Raw genomic sequence first — 20,751 nt, 5'->3', positions numbered from 1 at the left:
GGGCGGCCGCGCACGCGTGTGGCACTGTAAAGGGCATGACGAGAATCGCAGTGGTCGGTGGCGGACGCATCGGCGAGGCCCTCATCGCGGGACTCCGTGAGGCCGGGACCGAGCCGTCGGACATCGTGGTGGTCGAGGCCGTGGAGGCCCGCGCCGAGCAGTTGGCCAAGAAGTACAACATCCTGTCCACCAGCCTCGACATCGGCTGCGAGGGCGCCGACGTGATCGTGGTGGCCGTCAAGCCCCAGGACGTGCCGGCGGTGGTCGGCCGCATCGGCGACGCCATCTCCGACAGCGTCCACGAGTCGATCGTGGTCTCGCTCGCGGCCGGCGTGCCGACGACCGTGCTGGAGAACAAGCTCAGTGCCGGCTCGCCGGTCGTGAGGGTCATGCCCAACACGGCGATGCTCGTCGGGCACGGCGTCTCCGCGGTCTGCAAGGGCCGCTATGCGCGCGATGAGCATCTCGAGCAGGTGTCCACGATCATGGAGAGCGTGGGACTCGTCGTCGTCGTCACCGAGGCCCAGATGGACGCGGTGACCGCGGTGTCCGGGTCCGGCCCCGCCTACTTCTTCCTCATGGCGGAGGCGATGGTCGACGCCGGCGTGGAGCGCGGGCTGCCGCGCGACGTGGCGCTGAAGCTGGCGGCCGGCACGGCGCTCGGCGCGGGCGCGATGCTCACCGGCGGTGGCGAGGGACCCGCCGAACTGCGCTACAACGTCAGCTCCCCGGGCGGCACCACCGCGGCGGCGATCCGCAGGCTGGAGGCTGGGGGACTGCGCTCGGCGGTGGCGGACGCGGTCGAGGCGGCGGCGTCGCGGTCGCGGGCGTTGGCACTGGCCTCCACCGATGGCGACGACGACGACGAGATCGACTGACCCGCCACCCGGGCCCGTCGCGGAGGCGACCGAACGGGCCGGGTGTGCGCGTACCGAACCGACCCGCCGGGTGAGATGTGACCCACCCGGCGGGTCGCTCGTGTAGCACAAGCCCAGTTCAGGGCGGGTGAGGCGCGGATCGGGCGGCGTGTCGTCGATGTAATTCGCCCACTCCCGTCGCATTGATCACACCATTCACGCTAGGCTCATACCCAGCACGTGCGTGTCCGTACCGCAGGAGGGGAAGCCTGCGGCACGACGCGTGCCACGAAGGGTTGTGACGATGGCGACTACCGACAAGACCGATAGCGGCGCACAGGCGGCGGGGGGCTCGCAGTTCCTCACCGTGGCCGAGGTCGCCGCGCTGATGCGCGTGTCCAAGATGACGGTCTACAGGCTCGTCCACTCGGGCGAACTGCCCGCCGTGCGGGTGGGGCGGTCGTTCCGGGTCCACTCCAAGGCCGTGCACGAGTACCTCGACACGTCGTACTTCTCCGCGGGCTGACGCACTGAACCGCCCCGGCGGGGCGGTGTTCGGCCCGTTTTCGTGGCAGCGGGGAGCGAGAGGTAGTCTGGACGGGTTCCGTCCCGGCTTTCGAGCTCGCTCTCAGGCGCCGGAGCGCAAGTCAAGGCCCTTCGCGGGCTGTAAGGCCCCAGACCAGTAGTCGACAGGTAGGTGACCCCGATATGGGTTCTGTGATCAAGAAGCGCCGCAAGCGTATGTCCAAGAAGAAGCACCGCAAGATGCTCCGCCGGACCCGCGTGCAGCGTCGCAAACTCGGTAAGTGAGTCCGGCGGCGCCTCGGTAGCGCCCGGACTCACGCCTGTAGCGGATGCCCGTCACCGACAGTGGTGGCGGGCATCGGTGTATTTCGGGGCGGGGTGTCGACTCGGGGTGGGGCGTCGACCCCGGGGCGGGGCGGGTCAGGGCGGGTCAGGGCGTTGTCCGGATCGCGCGGGCTGTGAGGTCCGCGCACATGGGCAGGGGGGTCCGCAGTTAGACTCGGGCGGGTGGACACCGAACTGCCCGACCGTAGCCCGGCTCGTGCCGTCGCGGTCGTGGGCGGCAGCCGGTATCTCGGCACCCACCTGGTCGGCATGCTGCTGCGCAACGACTCCGTCGAGCGCGTCCTGGCCATCGACTCGGTCAAGCCGTCGCCGCAGCACCGCCGACGGATGCGCGATGCCGAGTTCGTGCGCCTCGACCCGCAGTCCCCGCGCCTGCAGGGGATTCTGCGTGAGGCGGGCATCGACACGGTCGTGCACGCCGGGCTGCACCACACCGATTTCGCCCCCGGCGGCCGCGCGGCCGTCAAGGAGGCCAACATCATGGGCTCCATGCACGTGATCGCCGCGTGCGGACGGGCCGCGACGGTCAAGCGGTTCGTGCTCATCTCGTCGACCTCGGTGTACGGCTCCTCGGGGGTCGACCCGGCGATGTTCACCGAGGACATGGCCGCCCGGCGTCAGCCCGGTGGCGGCATCCCGCTCGACCACCTGTCGGTTGAGGGGTACGTGCGTGGGATGTCCCGCAAGCGTCCGGACATCGACGTGACGATCCTGCGCATCCCCGCCATCCTCGGGCTGCCCGAGCCCACGGTGGTCGGCGAGCTGCTGCTGCCGTCCGTCGCACCGGTCCTGGCCGGATACGACCCGCGCATCCAGCTGCTGCACCCGCAGGACGCACTCGATGCGCTGCTGCACGCCGCGACGGGGGCGCCCCCCGGGACGTACAACATCGCGGCCGACGGCATCCTCACCCTGACGCAGGCCATCCGCCGCGCCGGCCACATCCCGCTGCCGGTGATGCCGCAGACGTTCAAACTCGCGGCGCGGTTGCTCTCCAGCCAGGGACTGCGCGACATCGGGCCCTCGCAGCTGCGCTACCTGCGGTACGGCCGCACCATGGACACCACCCGGATGCGCACCAGGTTCGGGTTCACGCCCCGGTACACCACCGAGGAGGCGCTGCACGCCTACCTCGTCGACTCGGGGGCCGAGCCCCTCGTCACGCGCGCCGCACTCGAGCGCAAGACCGCCAAGATCGCCAGCAGACTGCCCGGCCCGGTGGCCAGCCGACTGCGCGCGGGCGTGAACTCGACCATCGGCGAGCTCGAGTCGATAGGGGCCCTGCCGGAGCCGATCGAGCCCGACCCGAACCGGCCGGAGACGAACGAGCCCGACCCGATCGAGGAGGGGGCGCCGTGAAGGGCCCGGAATTCGACCTGTCCCAACCACTCGGCGGCCCCCGCTGGGGAGAGGGCCGACGCGACGCCCCCGGTTACCGAACCGTCGGCGAGGGCTTCGTAGGGGAGACCACCAACAGCGATGCCGCGGCCACCGAGCTCGGCAGGATCGTCGACAGGTTCCTCACCTCCCTGCGCAGCTCGATCGGTCAGGTGGTCGACGCACTGCCCCTCGATGCCGAGGTCCTGGCGCCCGTCCGCGAACTGACCCGCGGTGTCGACACGATGCTCGCGACCGGCGACATCAGCGCCCTGTCCACCCTGGCGGACGCCGTCAACGCCGCCGGCGAGCTCCTGGCCTCCCGTGTCACCGGCGGGTACGAGGTCGACGAGTTCGGGTTCGACGAGCACTTCCACACCAACGTGTGGTTGCCCCTGTGGCGGCCGCTGTTCGAGCACTGGTTCCGGGTCGAGGTGATCGGTGCCGAGAACATCCCCGCCGACGGCGCCGGCCTGATCGTCTCCAACCACGCGGGCGTCCTGCCGCTCGACGGGATGATGACCACCGTCGCCGTCCACGACCACGCCGGACGCGCCCTGCGTCTGCTCGCCGCCGACCTGGCCATGTCGCTGCCGGTGTCCGCGCCGCTGGCCCGCCGGGCGGGGGCGACCCTGGCCTGTGCCGCCGACGCCGAGCGCCTGCTGGAGAGCGGTCACGTGGTGGCCGTGTGGCCGGAGGGCTTCAAGGGGCTCGGCAAGCCGTTCGCCGACCGCTACCGCCTGCAGCGTTTCGGCCGCGGCGGGTTCGTGGCCACCGCCCTGGCCGCTGGCGCGCCGATCATCCCGTGCTCGGTGGTCGGCTCCGAGGAGATCTACCCCAAGATCGGTGAGGTCCCGGCGCTCGCGCGGCTGCTCGGCCTGCCGTACATGCCCGTCACGCCCGCGTTCCCGCTCCTCGGCGCGCTCGGCGGCATCCCGCTGCCCACCAAGTGGACGATGGAGTTCGGCGAGCCGATCGAGACCTCGCACCTGGGGCCCGATGCCGCCGAGGACCCGATGGTGGTCTTCGAGATCACCGACCAGGTCCGCGAGACCATCCAGAACACGCTGTTCCGCAACCTCGCCCGCCGCGGCAGCGTCTTCTTCGGCTGAGCCGGCGGCGGGGGAGCGCCCCGGCGCGGACCCGCGTCAGAAGATGCGGCGCGCCCGGTCCATCGCGCGGCTGCCGTAGTAAGAGCGCGCGGCCGCCCGGGCGCCCGCGAGCCCGCCGACGGCGAGAACACCCGGCATCGCCTTCTTCGCGGCCTTGCGGACGGTGCGGAAGTCCTTGATGTTCCAGCCGTTCTCCGAGGCGTACTTGCGCAGCTTCGAATCCGGGTTGATGGCGACCGGGTTGCCCACCATCGTGAGCATCGGCATGTCGTTGAAACTGTCCGAGTACGCGTAGCACTTGGCCAGGTCGAAGCCCTCGGCCTCGGCGAGCTTGGCGATCGCGTGCGCCTTGCCGGGCCCGTGCAGGATGTCGCCCACGAGCCGGCCGGTGTAGACGCCGTACTCCTCCTCCGCGACCGTGCCCAGCGCCCCCGACAATCCCAGCCGGGTGGCGATGACGCGCGCCAGCATCACCGGCGTCGCGGTGACCAGCCAGACCTGCTGCCCGGCGTCCAGGTGCATCTGCACCAGCGAGCGCGTGCCCGGCCAGACGCGGTCGAGCATGGAGGTGTCCACGACCTCCTCGCTCAGTTCGGTCAGCTCGGCGACGGTGCGGCCTTTGACGAAGCTCAGGGCCTTGTCGCGGCCGGCGGCGACGTCCTCGGCGTTCTCCTCCCCGGAGATCCGGAACTTGGCCTGCGACCACGCCAAACCGGCGACGTCGCGCGCGGTGAAGAAGCGATGCTTGGCCAGCCCGCGGGCCAGCAGGATGATCGACGCGCCCTGGATGAGGGTGTTGTCCACGTCGAAGAACGCCGCGACCCGCGGGTCCGGCACGAACGGCTCGAGCGACTCGTCGGTCTCGGCGGCGGCACGGTCGGCGGCGGCACGGTCGGTTGCCGCACGCTCGGTTGCCGCACGCTCTGCGACGGCGTCCGCGGGGCGGTCGGCGACGGCGGTCCCGGCACCCGCGCCCGCGCCGGACCCCTCGCCCTCGCCCTCGGCGGGGTCGTAGTCGGCCAGCGGCGGGCCGGGCTCGGCACCGGGCTCGAGTTTGACGGCGTGCTGGGCAGAGGCCTCACCGGCGCGCCGCTGGATCCGCGCGTCGCGGCGCCGCCACAGCAGCCGACCCAGAGCCGAGCCGAGATCGGCACGACCGGGAAGCCGCGGGCCGGACCGGGAGCGGTGGGACTCCACCGGTTCGGCGGCGTCCTCGGAGGCCTCGCCGCCGGGGGTGGGCGCGTTGTCGTCGTCGTTGTCGTCGGCGTCGTCGTTCACCGGGCGGGAGTCGTTCACCGGGCGGGACCTCCTGAAGGGCGCGGGGACCCCATCCTAGAGCAGCCCCGAGGGGGTGGTGCACTATCGAGCCATGGTGCACACGGTGACCCTGTTGACCCGCGAGGGCTGCGGCAGCTGCGTCCGCGTCCACGGCCAGTTGATCCCACTGTGCGAGGGTGCGGGCGCCCGGCTCGAGGTGACCGACGTCGACCACGCCGCGGACCGCGAACTCGCCGCCGAATACGGCGACCGCCTGCCGGTGGTGTTGGTCGACGGCGCGGAGCACTCGTGTTGGGAGGTCGACGACGACGAGCTGCTGGGCACCCTCGCCGGGGCCGGCCCGTTCCCGGGATGGGACTGAACCGGCCGACGGGTGCGGGCGGTGCCGGGGGGTGCGCGCGGCGGTGGCCGCGACGGTGGGCGGTCACTCCTCCCGCGGCGCGTCGCGCAGGTCCCGCAGGATGGTCGCGTGCCGGAGCAGGAACGCGCCCTCGTCGAGCTTCTTGCGCCGCAGCCACCCGGTGACCTCGCTGTTGTGCTTGCTCGCGTTGCACGACGCGCAGGCCGGGACCACGTTCTCCAGGGTGTAGCGCCCGCCGCGTGAGATGGGCTGGACGCAGTCCTTCTGAAGCGCGGGCCCGGTCGCGGAGCAGTAGGCGCAGGCTTTCCACGCGTCGAGGATCCGGGCCCACTGCGGGTCGGTGAGGTCGTTGTCGACGCGGGACAGACGCCGCTGACGACGCTTCGCGTATCGGGCGCGGGTCGCGGCGGACATGGTCGACGAGGACCTGCGGCGAGGGGGCACGGATGCCACCGTACTGCGGTCCGTGCTGTTCACGGTGCCCGCGGGAGGGCGGCCGGATATAGCATCCGCCCCTGTCACGGTTTTGTCCCGGGGTGTCAGGCGGGTTACGGTGGAGCCCGTTACGGGTCGTACGCAGGCTTGAGGCCGCGGCCGTCCCGGCAGGGTGTTTCCGCCATGGGAGCGCCTTGTACGCAGCCGTGCACACCGACGGGAGACGACCGACTGTGGACCAGCGTTCCGCGAGTTCGTCCTGCGGGGCCCCGTCTGTTCTCCGGCCGTCTCCTCGCCGAGTTGACGAGTTGGCATCCATTCTGGCATGGGCCCCCGAGGCCCTGGCGTCCGGGGGTCGGTTGTGAGCATTCTCCTGGTGGGGCTGTCCCATCACAGTGCGCCGGTGTCACTGCTCGAGGCGGTCGCCGTCTCCGAGTCCGAGCGCGACGGGCTCACCGAGGAACTCATCGCCGGCGAGAACGTCGACGAGGCGATGATCGTCACCACCTGCAACCGCGTCGAGGTCTACTCCGCCGTGGACGCGTTCCACCCGGCGCTCGACGACGTCGTGACCCTGCTCTCGCGCCACTCCGGCCTGGGCGCCGATGAACTCAGCCGCCACCTGTACGTGCGGTACTCCGAGTCCGCCGCCGAGCACCTGTTCTCCGTGGCCTCGGGACTGGACTCCATGGTCGTGGGCGAGCAGCAGATCATCGGCCAGATCCGCACCGCCTACCAGTCGGCGTCCGAGATCGGCGCGGCCGGCACCACCCTGCACCGGCTCGCCCAGCAGGCGCTGCACGTGGGCAAGCGCGTGCACACCGAGACCGGCATCGACTCGGCCGGCGCGTCGGTCGTGTCCGTCGCGCTGGACCGCGCGGCCGAGATCCTCTCGGACGGCGCCAGCCGCAGTCTCGACGGACGCCGGGCGGTCGTGCTCGGGGCCGGCGCGATGGGCGGCCTGGCGGTCGCCCACCTCGGCCGCGGCGGGATCTCCCACATCGAGATCACCAACCGCACCCCGGAGCGCGCCGACCGGTTGGCCGAGATCGCCGGTGACTCCGGCACCCCGGCCACGGCGTTCCCCCTCGCGGGGCTCGCCGAGGCCGTCGCCCGCGCCGACATCCTCTTCACCTGCACCGGGGCCGTCGGCACCGTCGTCACCCTGGGCGACGTGCACACCGCGCTGGCCCGCCGCGTCGACCGCGGCCCGCTCGTCATCTGCGACCTCGGCATGCCGCGCGACGTCGACCCCGCCGTCGCCGGCCTGCCCGGCGTGACCGTCCTGGGAATCGAGGCGCTCAAGGCCGACCCCGCCACCTCCGCCGCCGCCGCGGACGCCGACGCCGCCCGCACGATCGTCGACGCCGAGCTCACCGCGTACACGCAGGCCGAGCGCATGGCCGGCGTCGGGCCGCTCATCGGGCAGCTGCGCGGGCGCGGTGGGCAGGTCGTCGCGGCCGAGATGCGCCGGCTCGAGTCCCGGCTGCCAGACATGGACGAGAAGGTCCGCGACGAGGTCGCCAACACCGTCCGCCGGGTCGTCGACAAGCTTCTGCACCCGCCCACGGTGCGGTTCCGGGAACTCGCCGCCCAACCGGACGGCGAGAACTACGCGGCGGTCGTACGCACACTGTTCGACCTGGACAACACGGTGGACGGTAGAAGCGAGGAGGCGTCATGAGCAGGACCCTGAAGGTGGGCACGCGGGGCAGCACCCTCGCCACCACCCAGGCCGGGCACGTCCGCGACGCCCTCATCGCCGCCGGGTACCCGGCCGAACTGGTGATCGTGCGGACCCGCGGCGACGTGGTGATGGCCCCGGTCGAGCGCATCGGCGTGGGCGTGTTCACCCTCGAACTGCGCGCCGCCCTCGAGCGCGGGGACTGCGACATCGCCGTCCACTCGTACAAGGACCTGCCGACCGCGCCCGACGACCGGTTCGCCCCCATCGCCGTGCCGCCGCGCGTCGACCCGTCCGACGTGCTCATCGCCCGCGACGGGCTCACCATGGACACGCTGCCCGAGGGCGCCCGGGTCGGGACCTCCGCCCCGCGCCGGCGCTCCCAGCTCGCGGCCCTGCGCCCCGACCTCGACCTGCACCCCCTGCGCGGGAACATCGACACGCGGATGGGATACGTCACCAGTGGCGACCTCGACGCGGTCGTCCTGGCGGCGGCCGGCCTCGACCGCACCGGTGCGGGAGAGCGTGCCACCCACCGGTTCGGCATCGACGAGATGCTCCCCGCCCCCGCGCAGGGCGCCCTCGCCGTCGAATGTCGCGCCGACGACACCGAGGCCGCCGAGGCCCTCACCGTCGTCGACCACCTGCCCTCCCGGGTCCGGATCACCGCCGAGCGCAGGCTCCTGCGCGACCTCGAGGCCGGCTGCACCGCCCCGGTCGGCGCGCGCGCCGAACTCGACGGCGCCGGACTCGACAGCGGTGGCGAACTGACGCTGCACGCGGTGGCGGCCGCCCACGACGGCTCCACCGTCCTGCGCACCCACGGCACCACCGCCACCGCAGACCACCCGGACGGACCGATCGCCGCCGCCGACGAGCTGGGCCGCCGACTCGCGGCCGAACTGCTCGACCGCGGCGCCCGTGACCTCATGGCCGGGGAATCGCCCGAGCAACGCGCCCCACTCGTACCGAGGGAATCCACGACGGCGCCACCGACCGTCACCGATCCCTGATCCCCGAACTCCCATCTCGCGCGCAGCCAGCGCGCGGCACCCACCCCACGGAGAGACGAACAATGACTCGAGCACGCACCACCCGCCCCGGAACCGTCCGCTTCGTCGGCGGCGGTCCAGGCAACGCGGGGATGCTCACCTGCCGGGCCCAAGAGGTCCTCACCGGCAACCCGCTGGTGTTCGCCGACGCCGACGTCTCGGCCGACGTGCTGGCGTTGGTCGCCACCGAGGTCCCGGTGCCGCAGGAACTGCTCGACGCGCGCCGCGCCGAGATGGACGCCGCCGTGGCCGCCGAGGACAAGGCCGAGATCAAGCGTCTCAAGGCCCTGCCCGCGCCCACCGCCGCCGACGTCCGCCCCGTGCTCGGTGAGCCCGCCGCCGTGGCCAAGCAGCTCGTCGCCGAGGCCAAGAAGGGTCGCGACGTGGTCCGTCTCGTCACCGGCGACCCCATGACCACCGACGCCACCGTCACCGAGATCGCCGCCGTCGGCCGCACCGTCGTGCCGTTCGAGGTCGTCCCCGGCGTCGCCGAGGCCACCGCCGTGCCCGCCTTCGCCGGCATCGCGCTCGGTTCCGGCTACGTGTTCGCCGACGGCCGCGGCAAGGTCGACTGGGCCGCCCTCGTCGGCTCGCCCGGCCCGATCGTCCTGCGCACCACCGGCCGGCACCTCGCCGAGGCCGCCTCCAGCCTCGCCGAGCAGGGCCTCGCCGCCGGCACCCCGGTGACCGTCACCTGCTCCGGTTCGCTCTGTGCCCAGAAGTCCGCCGACGGTACCCTGGCCACCATGGCCGAGGTCGGTCGCGACATGGACGGGGACCTGGTGGTCACCATCGGCAAGTCCGCCGGTGAGCGTCACCGCCACCAGTGGTGGGAGTCGCGCGCCATGTTCGGCTGGAACGTGCTCGTGCCCCGCACCAAGGCGCAGTCCGCCGAGATGAGCGACCGCATCGCCGAGCACGGCGCCGTGCCCGTCGAGGTGCCCACCATCGCCGTCGAGCCGCCCCGCAGCCCCGCCCAGATGGAGCGCGCCGTCAAGGGCCTCGTCGACGGCCGCTACCAGTGGGTCGTGTTCACCTCCTCCAACGCCGTTCGCGCCGTGTGGGAGAAGTTCGTCGAGTTCGGCCTCGACGCCCGCGCCTTCTCCGGCGTGAAGATCGCCTGCGTCGGCGAGGGCACCGCCGCCCGCGTCCGCGAACTGGGCATCCAGCCCGAGCTGCTGCCCAGTGGCGAGCAGTCCAGCCTCGGCCTGCTCGAGGTGTTCCCGCCCTACGACGACGTGCTCGACCCCGTCAACCGGGTCCTGCTGCCGCGCGCCGACATCGCCACCGAGACCCTCGCCGAGGGTCTCACGGGCCGCGGCTGGGAGATCGAGGACGTCACCGCGTACCGCACCGTCCGCGCCGCCCCGCCGGCCGCCGAGATCCGCGAGATGATCAAGACCGGCGGGTTCGACGCGGTGTGCTTCACCAGCTCGTCCACCGTCCGCAACCTGGTCGGCATCGCCGGTAAGCCGCACGCGCGCACGCTCATCGCCTGCATCGGGCCGCGCACCGCGGAGACCGCCGCCGAGTTCGGCCTGCGAGTGGACGTCCAGCCCGAGAACGCGTCCGTCATCGACCTGGTCGACGCCCTCGCCGCGCACGCCGACCACCTTCGCGCGGCCGGCGAACTGCCGCCCCCGCGCCGCCGCGCCCGGCGCCGCTGAGCCGCAGCCCCGCCGCCGCCCGCACCGCCAGCACCGCCTGCCCCGCCCGGCCGACCAGCCGCGCGGGGCAGGCGCGTGTTCAGGGGTCGACGAGCCCGCGTCCCGGCGCAGCGCGGGTGAGCGCCGCGCCCGACCACCGGCGACTTTCGTACAGTGGGGGTCGTGACGACACCGCCTGACGAGACCACGTCCGTTCCCGCGCCGCTGGTGCGCCCGCGTCGACTCCGCTCGACGCCGGCCATGCGCAGGCTCGTCGCCGAGACCACGCTCGCCCCGCGACAGCTGGTGCTCCCCGCGTTCGTGGCCGACGGGATCGAGGCCCCGCGCGACATCTCGTCGCTGCCCGGGGTCGTCCAGCACACCGTCGACTCGCTGAGGCGCGAGGCCGTCGCCGCTGCCGAGGCGGGACTGGGCGGCATCATGCTGTTCGGCGTGCCCCTCGACGCGGACAAGGACGCCACCGGCAGCTGCGGCGCCGACCCCGACGGCATCCTCAACCGCGCGCTGTCCGCCGTCCGCGCCGAGGTCGGCGACGACCTCGTGATCATGGCCGACACCTGCCTCGACGAGTTCACCGACCACGGCCACTGCGGTGTGCTCGGCATCGACCCGCGCGGCGAGCAGATCGTCGACAACGACGCCACGCTCGCCGCCTACAACGACCTCGCCGTCGCCCAGGCCGCCGCCGGAGCCCACGTCGTGGGGCCCAGCGGGATGATGGACGGCCAGATCGCCGCCATCCGCGAAGCCCTCGACCGCGAGGGGTACCAGGACGTCGCGGTGTTGGCCTACAGCGCCAAGTACGCCAGCGCCTTCTACGGCCCGTTCCGCGAGGCCGTCGGTTCGTCCCTGCGCGGCGACCGGCGCAGCTACCAGCAGGACCCGGCCAACCTGCGCGAGTCGCTGCGCGAGGTGCAGCTCGACCTCGAGGAGGGCGCCGACATGGTGATGGTCAAGCCCGCCATGTCCTACCTCGACGTCCTGCGCCAGACCGCCGAGATCTCTGACGTGCCGGTGGCCGCCTACCAGGTCTCCGGCGAGTACGCGATGATCTCCGCCGCCGCCGAGCGAGGCTGGATCGACCACGACCCGGCCGTCATGGAATCGCTGACCTCCATCCGCCGCGCGGGCGCGGACATCGTCCTGACCTACTGGGCCCTGCACGCCGCGCGTCTCCTCGCCGACGGGTGGGGGTCCCGGTGACCCGCGGCAGCGGGCCGTGGCGCCCGCCCGCCCGGACCGGACCGGGCCCCGATGCGGGAGGCGCCACGGGGGGGAGCCCCGCGCCCGGCGAGCCGCCCACCGACCCCGGCATCGCCCCGCCCGCCGAGCCGGTCGGTCCGCCGCCGGAGGAGATCCACACCGCGTGGGTGCTGTGGCTGGCCGCCGCCGCGTTCGGACTGCTCGGCATGCTGATCAACTCCGCGACCGCCAGCTTCGGGGACCTGCCCACCGCCACGCGGGACGCCTTCCGCGACGCGGTCGCCAACACCGGGTCCGCCGACGTCTCCGTCGAGAGCATGTTCTCCATCGCTCTGGCGGCCGGGGCGGTGCTGGCGCTCATCGTCGCCGCCGTCACCGTGTGGCTGGCCTTCCGGCTGCGAGCGGGCAAGGGGTGGGCCCGCACGATGCTCGACATCGTCGCCATCTTCCTTGTCGTCGACGCCGTGTCCGTGGTGATCGGTGTGTTCGGCGGAGTCGCGACCTCGGGGGAGCGGGGAGACGTGGTCAGCTTCGTCGTCATCGCCCTCCAGATCCTCGCCGGACTGTGCGCCGCAGCCGCCGTGTGGCGCCAGCACAAGGCCGAGGCCATCCAGTACACGACCCCGGGAGGCGGCGCGCGTGCCGGCAAGTGAACCGACCGCCGCCCGGCCGGGAATCGAACCCGAGGGACCGATCCTGTACGCAGAGGACGGTTGGAGCTGGGCCTGGATCCTCGCGGCGCCCGCGTTCTGCGCCGCTGCCGCAGGGTTCGAGCTCGCCACCGGCGCCCCGGTGCACTGGCTGATGCTCACCATCTGCGCGATCGCGACCGCCCTCTGCCACGGCGTGATGATCGCCGCCACCCGCGTCCACGGTCGTGTCCGCCTGACCCCCGACGTGTACCTCCAGGGCACCGAGGAGCTCGAACTGCGCCGGATCGAGGAGGTGCTGCCCCTCCCCGCCGCCGACGACTCCGAAGCTTCGTGGGAGACGGCCCGACTCCTCGGCGAGCTGCGGGAGATGCCCCGCCGCCGGGCGGCCGTGGGTCTGCGACTCGACACCGGGGGCGAGGTCCGCGCCTGGTCCCGCAACCCCGCGGCCCTGCACGCCGCCCTGGCCGGCGCTGTCGACGGTCTCCCGCGCGAGCCGGGACCCGAGTGAACTCGCGTCGCCTCGGCGTGGCCGCGGTCGCCTGCGCTGTACTCGCCGTGGTGTTGTGGTGGTTCGCCAGGGACATCGTGACGGGCGCGCCGCCGGTCATCGACCCGCCCGTCGAGGACAGCATCGAACGCATCCACACCGATCCCCGGCTGCTCCTGGCCGCGACCGTCCTGGCGGGGCTGACGATGGTCCTGACCACCCTCGCGGTTCTCCGTCGCGCCCCCCGGGTCGAATCCTGACAGATCTACTTCTGCCAGGGCTTTTGCGGGCGCAGCGAACGCCGCGGTAACGATCGGATGACGGTTTTCTGAGTGTGCCCGGGGCGGTGTGTCGTGGCGTCGGCCACAGGCTACATTTGGGGCGGTTCGGACGCATGTGACGCTCGTAAAATTGAGTGGTCGATGCGTCCGATTCGCCGGAGTGACGCCTACAGCACAGGGAAACGGGGATCGGTGCAGCCTTCCAGCACTTTCGTTGGCACCACCGCGGTCGTGGGAGCGATCGCACTTCTGGGATCGGGAGTGGCCTCGGCCGCCCAGGTCGAATGGCAGGACTGTACCGAGATGCTCGGCATCGAGGCCGAGTACGTCCCCGCCGGTCTCGAGTGCGGAACCGTCGAGGTCCCCGTGGACTACACTGCGCCCGACGCCGCCAAGACCCAGATCGCGCTCACCCGCATCAAGGCCTCGTCCGGCCAGGCGCGCTCCACCGTGTTCGGCAACCCCGGCGGGCCCGGCAACTACGCCCTGAACTTCTGGAGCCCGGCCCTCGACGGCGCCAACCCGGCCGGCCTGTACGAGAACCACGACCTCGTGGCCGTCCAGCCCCGCGGGCTGTACGGCTCCAATCCCATGGTCTGCAACGTGGACTACGTGGGCCCGAACACGGTCAACCCGCTCCACGACGCGTGCTACGGGACCGACCCCGAGTATATGAAGTCCATGACCACCGAGAACGCCGCCCGCGACATGAACGCGGTCCGCGAGGCGCTTGAGCTGGCAGAGGTCGACTACGTGGGCGTGTCCTACGGCACCGCGATCGGCACCGACTTCGCCACCCTGTTCCCCGAGGCCACCGGCCGTATGGTGCTGGACTCCAACACCCACCCCGACTGGCGTTGGAACACACAGGCAGAGCAGGGTGCGCTCGCCCAGGAGCAGCGGGTCAACGACATCTTCGCCTGGATCGCCGAGCGCGACGACTACTACGGCCTCGGGGACACCCCGCTGAAGGTCTTCCACTCCTGGAAGTGGGTCACCGACCAGGAGGTGGGCGGCCCCGCCAACCTCACCCCGCCGCCGGCGCAGACCGGCGACCTGCCCGTGGAGCTCCGCGGCAGCGCCGTCGAGAAGCCCGCGCTCGACGTGATCAACGGGACCGCCCCCGCCCGCGCACGCGTCGAGGGGTTCGCCCGCGCCGCGGCGCTGCAGGGGCTGACGAACAACGCCACCACTGGGCTCTACGACGCCACAATCGGCGCCACCTACTCCGAGCAGGCCTGGCCGATGCTCGCCCACATCCTCAAGTACTACAACGACGGCGGCACCATCGCGCGTGTCGACTACGAGACCGTGGCCCTGATGCTGGCCGCGCAGGAGAACCGCTCGCCGGTGTACCGCACCGACATCGAGATGAACTCGATCATCACCTGCAACGAGACCGCTGCCCCGGCCGACCAACTGGGAGTCATCGCGGCCAAGGCCGACAAGTACACCGGCGGCAACCGCCTCACCGCCCGCGCCGCCGTCGAGGCCGCCGGCGACGACTGCGTGGGCTGGCATCCGGTCGCCAAGACCATCAGCCCCAACGGTGACGCCCTCGACGAGAAGCCGCTGGTGCTGCACTCCGAGGACGACGCCATCACCCCCATCGCCGGCGCGCACCGCGTGGCCGAGGCCATGGGTGGCGCACTGGTCACCGTCGGTGGCGGCGACCACGGCACCTTCCGCATGGGCAACGAGGCCGTCGACAAGCTCGTGATGGAGTTCCTGGAGACCGGGATCGCCGAGCCCGGCCACGTCGCGGGCAAGCCGTCGCCGGAGCCGCTGCCGAAGTGGGGCCAGGCCGAGCGCATCGCCGCCGCCCAGCAGGGCATGTCCGCTCCCGTCGCCGGTGCTGACGACTGGTACGGCACACATCGCGACGCCGGTACCGGCGCCGTGAACGCGGCCGGCACCGGTTCCGTCGGGGCCCCGGCGGTCGGCTCCGTCGCCGCGCCGATGCCCGCCTCGGGGTCCGTCGCCGCGCCGGCGCCCGCACCCGTACCGCTGCCCACGCCGCAGGAACTGCAGCAGCAGGCGGAGACTGCAGTCGCCGACGCGGAGAAGGCCGTGCACGCCTTCGCCGGGCAGGTCGATGCCGCCGCGAAGTCGCTGCTCGCCCCCCTCGCCCCGCCGGCTCCGCCGCAGGGCTGAGACCGCGAGGGGGTGCTCGCGGCCGGACTTTGAGACACTGGTCCGGTGACCTCTTCGAGTGATGCCTTCAAGACCCCGTCCGGCATGTCCGGCACCACCCGATCGGCCGAGCTCTTCGCCGAGGCCTGCGAGCTGATCCCCGGCGGAGTCAACTCCCCGGTCCGCGCCTTCAACTCCGTCGGCGGAACCCCGCGTTTCATGCGTGAAGCGCGGGGTTCCCGCATGACGGACGTCGACGGCAACACCTACATTGACCTCGTCTGCTCGTGGGGCCCCATGATCCACGGGCACGCCCACCCCGAGATCGTCGACGCCGTCCGCGACGCCGCCACCCGCGGACTGAGCTTCGGCACCCCGACCGAGGGTGAGGTCGACCTCGCCCGCGAGATCGTCGCCCGCACCTCCGTCGACGAGGTGCGCCTGGTCAACTCCGGCACCGAGGCCACCATGAGCGCCGTGCGCCTGGCCCGCGGATTCACCGGCCGCTCCAAGATCGTCAAGTTCTCCGGGTGCTACCACGGACACGTCGACGCACTGCTCGCCGACGCCGGGTCGGGCCTGGCCACGTTCGCGCTGCCGGACTCGCCCGGCGTCACCGGCGCGACCGCCCACGACACGATCGTGCTGCCGTACAACGACATCGACGCCGTCAGGGTGGCCTTCGCCAACCACGGCGACGAGATCGCCTGCGTGATCACTGAGGCCGCCGCCGGCAACATGGGCACCGTCCCGCCGCTGCCCGGCTTCAACGAGGAACTGCGCACCCTGTGCTCCGACAACGGGGCACTGCTCGTGATGGACGAGGTCATGACCGGATTCCGTGCCGGGGACCGCGGCTGGTGGGGGATCGACGGTGTCGCCGGCGACCTGACCACATTCGGCAAGGTCATGTCCGGAGGGCTGCCCGCCGCCGCGTTCGGAGGTCGCGCCGACGTCATGGCCGCCCTCGCCCCCGCCGGCCCCGTCTACCAGGCCGGCACCCTGTCCGGGAACCCCGTCGCCGTGGCGGCGGGACTGACCTCCCTGCGGCTGGCCGACCACTCCTGCTACTACACGCTGCAGACCAACGCCGACCGGCTCGAGGCGCTGATCAGCAACGCTCTGCAGGCCGCGGGTGTCGCGCACACCATCCAGCGGGCGGGCACCATGCTCAGCGTGTTCTTCTCCGAGGATCAGGTCACCGACTACGCCGGGGCCAAAGCCGCCGAGACCTTCCGCTACGCGCCGTTCTTCAACACGCTGCTCGACCGCGGCATCTACGCTCCGCCCAGCGCGTTCGAGACCTGGTTCGTCTCCACCGCGCTCACCGACGACGACTTCCAGCACATCTCCGACGCGCTGCCGGTGGCCGCGGAAGCTGCCGCCGCGGCGTCCGCCCCGGAGACGGGCCGATGAGCAGCAGCGGACGAGGACTGCGCGGGCGGCTCGCCGTCCCGTCGACGGGACCCACCTCACTGCCGATCCCCCTCCGGGGAGATCATCCCGCCCCCGCCGTGGCGCCGCCGTCGCTGGGCGGGTCCGGGGCCACCGCGACCCCGGCCGAGCCGCCCCTCGAGTCGCAGCCGGAGGGGTCCGCGGCCTACGGGGCCGAGCCGGGGACGATCGCCGCTCCGGGACAGCCGGTCTCGTCGTCGTCGACCCCTCGTGACACCTCGGCTCGCGCCGGCGAGACGCAGACGATCGTGCACCTGGTGCGTCACGGTGAGGTCCACAATCCCGAGGGCATCCTCTACGGGCGACTGCCCGAGTTCCGACTGTCCGAGCTGGGGCGGAGCCAGGCCGAGACCGTCGGCCGGGTGCTGGGGCAGGGGCACGACATCGTGTCGATCGTCGCCTCGCCGCTGCAGCGTGCACAGGAGACCGCGGCCCCCCTCGCCGAGGCCCTGGGACTCCCGGTGGGGATCGACGCCGACATCATCGAAGCCGACAACCGCTTCGAGGGGCGCAAGGTGGGCGGCCCCGGCGGCGCCCTGCGCGACCCGCAGTACTGGCCGATCCTGCTCAACCCGCTGCGGCCGTCGTGGGGTGAGCCCTACCTGCAGATCGCGCACCGCATGATCGGCGCCGTGTACTCCACCCTCGACACCGCCCGCGGGCACGAAGCCGTGCTGGTGAGCCACCAGCTGCCGGTCTACACCACACGCCGCTTCCTCGAGGGGCGGCGCCTGTGGCACGACCCGCGCAAGCGGCAGTGCTCGCTGGCCTCGATCACCTCGCTGGTGTTCGAGGGCACGACACTGCGCGACATCGTCTATTCGGAACCGGCGGGGGCATCCGACCCGTCGCAGACTGGAGCCTGAATCATGCGCAAGCCCAAGGCCGCCCTCGGCGCGCTGCTGCTGACCGGCGCCCTCGTCGGCGGCTGTGCGACCGGCGACGACGCCGTGGTGGTGGGCCCGGAGACGTTCGAGTTCGTCAGCCCCGACGGGCAGATCGAGATCCACTACGACCCCCCGGCCGAGCGCAAGCCCGTCGCGACGCTCACCGGTCCCGACCTGCTCGACCCGGACCGCACACTCACCGTGCAGGAGGACTTCGCCGGCGAGGTGGTGATCCTCAACTTGTGGGGCCAGTGGTGTGGACCGTGCCGGGCCGAGTCCGACGACCTGCAGCGCCTGCAGGAGGAATTCGAGCCCCAGGGTGCCACCGTGTTCGGCATCAACCTGCGCGACCCCAACCGGCAGAAGCCGGTGGACTTCGTCAAGGACAACGGCATCACGTTCCCCTCGATCTGGGATCCCAGTAACGCCGCGGTCGCCGCGCTGCGGGGCTTCCCGACGTCCGTGGTGCCGGCGACGATCATCCTCGACAAGCAGCACCGGGTGGCCGCCGTGTACCTGGCCGAGATCACCGACGACGAGCTGCGCGAGACCGTCAGCGAGCTCCTCGCCGAGGAGGTCGACCAGACGTGAACCCGGAGACGATCCTGCTCGCACAGAGTGTGGGGGAGACGTTCCAGCAGACCGTGGCCAGCGGCCCGATCCTGCTCGCATTGGGCGCGTGCATCCTGGCAGGCCTCGTGTCGTTCGCCTCGCCGTGCGTCATCCCGCTGGTGCCCGGTTATCTGGCGTACCTCGCCAGCGTCGTGGGCGCCGAACGTCCGCCGGCTACCGCTGCCGCCGCCGAACGCCAGCGGGCCGCCACCGCCACGTTGACGATGGAGGAGCGCCGCACCCGACGGTCCTCGCGCGCCCGTGTGGTGGGCGCGTCGCTGCTGTTCGTTGGCGGATTCACCGTGGTCTTCGTGATGCTCAGCGCCATGGTGCTGGGCACCGTGCAGTACCTGGCACCCCAGCAAGAGCTGCTGCAGCGTCTCGGGGGCGTGGTGACGATCCTCATGGGGCTCGTCTTCATCGGCCTCGTCCCCACCCTGCAGCGGGACACCCGCATGCAGCCCAAGTCGCTGTCCACCTGGATCGGCGCCCCGATGCTCGGCGCCGTGTTCGCCCTGGGCTGGACCCCGTGCCTGGGGCCGACCCTGGCTGCCGCGCTCTCGGTCGCCGCGGGCACCGGGGTCGACGCGGCGCGTGGAGTGCTGCTGATCGTGGCTTACTGCCTCGGTCTGGGTCTGCCTTTCGTCGTCGTGGCGTTCGGTTCCACCTGGGCGATGCGGACCGTCGGCTGGCTGCAGAAGCACACCCGGACCATCCAGGTGTTCGGCGGAGTCATGCTCATCATCGTGGGTCTGCTGCTGTTGTCCGGCGGGTGGGCGCTGTTCATCGACTGGCTGCGCGACTTCGCCATCTCGGACACCACGCTGCCCATCTGACCCACCCACGCCGGGCGTCATCACGCCGCCTCCCGGACTGCGTCGTGGCGTTGCGTGATTGCGGCGTCGAAGTCGTGGAGGAGCGCGAACGGAAGTATCGGCGCTTCGAGTGGTGACGGTGGTGGTGGTCCGGGTTTGGGCCGTGGCGGGTCGGCCGCGCGGGGGGTTCCAGCGGGTGGGATCCACCTGACGCCCTGGGGCGCGCGCGGGTCGGGGATGGTGGACCAGCCGGTGTCGTGGATCATCGCGTGGCAGTCGCCGCTGGCCAGGGCGAGTTCGTCGATATTGGTGAGGCCTCCGGCGGCCCAGGGTCTGCCCGCGTGGTGGGCTTCGCAGTGTCGGGCGTCCTGGTCGCAGTCGGGGTGTGTGCAGCCTCCGTAGGCGGCGAACAGGGCCAGGCGTTGGTAGCGGGAGGCGGTGCGGCGACTGCGGAACAGTCGCAGGTCGATCTCCTTGTCGCACAGGGCCAGGAACCAGTGGTTGCCGCGGGCCATGGCCAGCGCCTGGGGCACGGGTACGCGGATCCCGCCGTCGGTCTCGCCGCAGCCGGCGAGCGTGGCCAGCTGGTCGAGGTCCACGCGGACCACGATCGCCGCCGGTGCCCCGGTCTTGGCGGCATCTGCGGACAGGGCCAGTTGAAGGGCGTGGACCATCGCGTCGTGCATGCGTTGACCGTCGGTGCGGGTGTCCTTCTCCTCGGGGTCGGGCCACAGGCGGCCGGGCTGGCCCCATCGGGCGTGGACTTCGCGCATCAGCGCGGCCAGTTGCGGGTCCATGGTCATCGCCGCGCTGGCCATCAGGTCCAGTCCCTGGCCGCCGCACGTGACCGAGCGGCGGCGGGCCCGCTCTGCTGCGCCGCGCTCGGTGCGCCCCGGATCGACAGCGTCAAGGAGTAGGTGCGCGTGTTCCTGGAGGCGGCGGGTCGTGCACTGGTCGGCGGCCAGGGCGATCAGCTGCGCTTCCAGGTGTGCGCGCGCCTCGTCGTCGTAGTCGTCGGGCAGGGCTGCCAGGGCGGCGTTGATGATCTTGAGGTGCCCGGCGGACAGGGTGCCCTCGGCAGTGGCGCGCATGCGGGCGGAGTCGGCGATGGCGGAGTCGTCGAGTCGGCCGCGCGCCTCCCCGGGGGCCAGGCCCAGGCCGCCGGTGAGCATCTGTCGCTCGTTGACGAATCCCATCTGCCGTGCGGTACCCGAGGTGCGGGCGGTGGCCAAAACGCGGGCCTGGGAGGCGCGGATGCGGCGTTGGGCCTGTTCGAGGGCGACCAGTTCGGCGTGCAGTTCGGCCGGTGACACATCCGCCCAGTCGCGCTCAAGGTGGGCATCGAGCGCGGACAGCGCGGCGGTCAGCTCCCTGCTGGCCGTGGCTCGCATCTCGGTGTCGCTCATGTGTTCGATTAGATCACCTAGGTACGACACGAACGGGTCGTCCCAGTTCGGGTCAGTGAAAGAAGAAAGCCGGTGCCATCACCGCCGCGTGCTCGCGGACTACTCGCCCGATTGCGCCCGGACTCA

At 72.1% G+C, this 20,751-nt stretch carries 21 protein-coding genes; 18 read left to right on the top strand and 3 right to left on the bottom strand.

Annotated features, from left to right (window positions below):
* Positions 1-35 precede the first annotated feature (35 nt).
* From proC to VZF99_RS12940, 5 genes are all read left to right on the top strand, one after another.
* Positions 36-878, top strand: a complete 843-nt coding sequence (gene proC / locus VZF99_RS12960; protein WP_185950866.1) for a pyrroline-5-carboxylate reductase — start codon at positions 36-38, stop codon at positions 876-878.
* Between the two features lie 283 nt (positions 879-1,161).
* Positions 1,162-1,383: a helix-turn-helix domain-containing protein gene (locus tag VZF99_RS12955; RefSeq protein WP_067718677.1), complete on the top strand. Its 222-nt coding sequence runs from the start codon at positions 1,162-1,164 to the stop codon at positions 1,381-1,383.
* Between the two features lie 182 nt (positions 1,384-1,565).
* Positions 1,566-1,667 carry a 30S ribosomal protein bS22 gene (locus tag VZF99_RS12950; RefSeq protein WP_003855542.1) on the top strand — a complete coding sequence of 34 codons (102 nt, stop codon included), beginning with the start codon at positions 1,566-1,568 and terminating at the stop codon, positions 1,665-1,667.
* Positions 1,668-1,889: 222 nt separating this feature from the next.
* Positions 1,890-3,086, top strand: coding sequence for an NAD-dependent epimerase/dehydratase family protein (locus VZF99_RS12945; RefSeq protein WP_407334990.1), 1,197 nt, complete (start codon positions 1,890-1,892; stop codon positions 3,084-3,086).
* On the top strand, positions 3,083-4,216 hold the full coding sequence (locus VZF99_RS12940; RefSeq protein WP_120286045.1) for a lysophospholipid acyltransferase family protein: 1,134 nt from the start codon (positions 3,083-3,085) through the stop codon (positions 4,214-4,216). Before VZF99_RS12945 ends, VZF99_RS12940 begins: the two co-directional genes overlap by 4 nt.
* Positions 4,217-4,252: 36 nt before the next feature.
* Here VZF99_RS12940 and VZF99_RS12935 read toward each other — a convergent pair whose 3' ends face one another.
* Positions 4,253-5,512: an HAD family phosphatase gene (locus tag VZF99_RS12935; protein ID WP_407334989.1), complete on the bottom strand. Its 1,260-nt coding sequence runs from the start codon at positions 5,510-5,512 to the stop codon at positions 4,253-4,255.
* A 73-nt stretch (positions 5,513-5,585) separates the two neighbouring features.
* Here VZF99_RS12935 and VZF99_RS12930 point away from each other — a divergent pair, with 73 nt between their 5' ends.
* Positions 5,586-5,855: a glutaredoxin family protein gene (locus tag VZF99_RS12930; RefSeq protein WP_407334988.1), complete on the top strand. Its 270-nt coding sequence runs from the start codon at positions 5,586-5,588 to the stop codon at positions 5,853-5,855.
* Positions 5,856-5,918: 63 nt separating this feature from the next.
* On the opposite strand, the gene VZF99_RS12925 is transcribed toward VZF99_RS12930, so the two are convergent.
* Positions 5,919-6,269, bottom strand: a complete 351-nt coding sequence (locus VZF99_RS12925; RefSeq protein WP_120286044.1) for an HNH endonuclease — start codon at positions 6,267-6,269, stop codon at positions 5,919-5,921.
* Between the two features lie 382 nt (positions 6,270-6,651).
* Here VZF99_RS12925 and VZF99_RS12920 point away from each other — a divergent pair, with 382 nt between their 5' ends.
* The 12 genes from VZF99_RS12920 (at position 6,652) to VZF99_RS12865 (ending at position 19,240) form a co-directional block, all read left to right on the top strand.
* A complete protein-coding gene (locus tag VZF99_RS12920; protein ID WP_407334987.1) occupies positions 6,652-7,974 on the top strand; it encodes a glutamyl-tRNA reductase in 1,323 nt (440 codons plus the stop codon).
* Positions 7,971-8,987: a hydroxymethylbilane synthase gene (hemC, locus tag VZF99_RS12915; protein ID WP_120286042.1), complete on the top strand. Its 1,017-nt coding sequence runs from the start codon at positions 7,971-7,973 to the stop codon at positions 8,985-8,987. The genes VZF99_RS12920 and hemC overlap by 4 nt, the downstream gene beginning before the upstream one ends.
* A 62-nt stretch (positions 8,988-9,049) precedes the next feature.
* Positions 9,050-10,693, top strand: coding sequence for a uroporphyrinogen-III synthase (locus VZF99_RS12910; RefSeq protein ID WP_407334986.1), 1,644 nt, complete (start codon positions 9,050-9,052; stop codon positions 10,691-10,693).
* A 162-nt stretch (positions 10,694-10,855) separates the two neighbouring features.
* Entirely contained in the window at positions 10,856-11,896 is a 1,041-nt protein-coding gene (hemB, locus tag VZF99_RS12905; protein WP_407334985.1) for a porphobilinogen synthase, read from the top strand.
* Positions 11,893-12,549, top strand: coding sequence for a hypothetical protein (locus VZF99_RS12900; RefSeq protein ID WP_407334984.1), 657 nt, complete (start codon positions 11,893-11,895; stop codon positions 12,547-12,549). The genes hemB and VZF99_RS12900 overlap by 4 nt, the downstream gene beginning before the upstream one ends.
* A complete protein-coding gene (locus VZF99_RS12895) occupies positions 12,536-13,057 on the top strand; it encodes a hypothetical protein (RefSeq protein ID WP_253002415.1) in 522 nt (173 codons plus the stop codon). The genes VZF99_RS12900 and VZF99_RS12895 overlap by 14 nt, the downstream gene beginning before the upstream one ends.
* Positions 13,054-13,296: a hypothetical protein gene (locus VZF99_RS12890; RefSeq protein WP_067713619.1), complete on the top strand. Its 243-nt coding sequence runs from the start codon at positions 13,054-13,056 to the stop codon at positions 13,294-13,296. The genes VZF99_RS12895 and VZF99_RS12890 overlap by 4 nt, the downstream gene beginning before the upstream one ends.
* A gap of 252 nt (positions 13,297-13,548) precedes the next feature.
* Positions 13,549-15,471 (top strand): alpha/beta fold hydrolase, encoded by a 1,923-nt coding sequence (locus VZF99_RS12885; protein ID WP_407334983.1) that lies wholly within the window; start codon positions 13,549-13,551, stop codon positions 15,469-15,471.
* 84 nt (positions 15,472-15,555) lie between these two features.
* Complete coding sequence (hemL, locus tag VZF99_RS12880) at positions 15,556-16,866, top strand: glutamate-1-semialdehyde 2,1-aminomutase (protein WP_119193150.1); 1,311 nt, start codon at positions 15,556-15,558, stop codon at positions 16,864-16,866.
* Between the two features lie 284 nt (positions 16,867-17,150).
* Positions 17,151-17,771, top strand: a complete 621-nt coding sequence (locus tag VZF99_RS12875; RefSeq protein ID WP_167457911.1) for a histidine phosphatase family protein — start codon at positions 17,151-17,153, stop codon at positions 17,769-17,771.
* Between the two features lie 3 nt (positions 17,772-17,774).
* Entirely contained in the window at positions 17,775-18,383 is a 609-nt protein-coding gene (locus VZF99_RS12870; protein ID WP_407334982.1) for a TlpA family protein disulfide reductase, read from the top strand.
* A complete protein-coding gene (locus VZF99_RS12865) occupies positions 18,380-19,240 on the top strand; it encodes a cytochrome c biogenesis CcdA family protein (RefSeq protein WP_154829844.1) in 861 nt (286 codons plus the stop codon). Before VZF99_RS12870 ends, VZF99_RS12865 begins: the two co-directional genes overlap by 4 nt.
* A 20-nt stretch (positions 19,241-19,260) precedes the next feature.
* Here VZF99_RS12865 and VZF99_RS12860 read toward each other — a convergent pair whose 3' ends face one another.
* A complete protein-coding gene (locus VZF99_RS12860; RefSeq protein WP_407334981.1) occupies positions 19,261-20,625 on the bottom strand; it encodes a DUF222 domain-containing protein in 1,365 nt (454 codons plus the stop codon).
* Positions 20,626-20,751 lie beyond the last annotated feature (126 nt).

This window comes from Dietzia kunjamensis (assembly GCF_045689975.1).
In the GTDB taxonomy this organism is placed as follows: domain Bacteria; phylum Actinomycetota; class Actinomycetes; order Mycobacteriales; family Mycobacteriaceae; genus Dietzia; species Dietzia kunjamensis.
The sequence above is the reverse complement of the archived record's forward strand: the minus strand, read 5'-3'. Positions and strand labels throughout refer to the sequence as shown.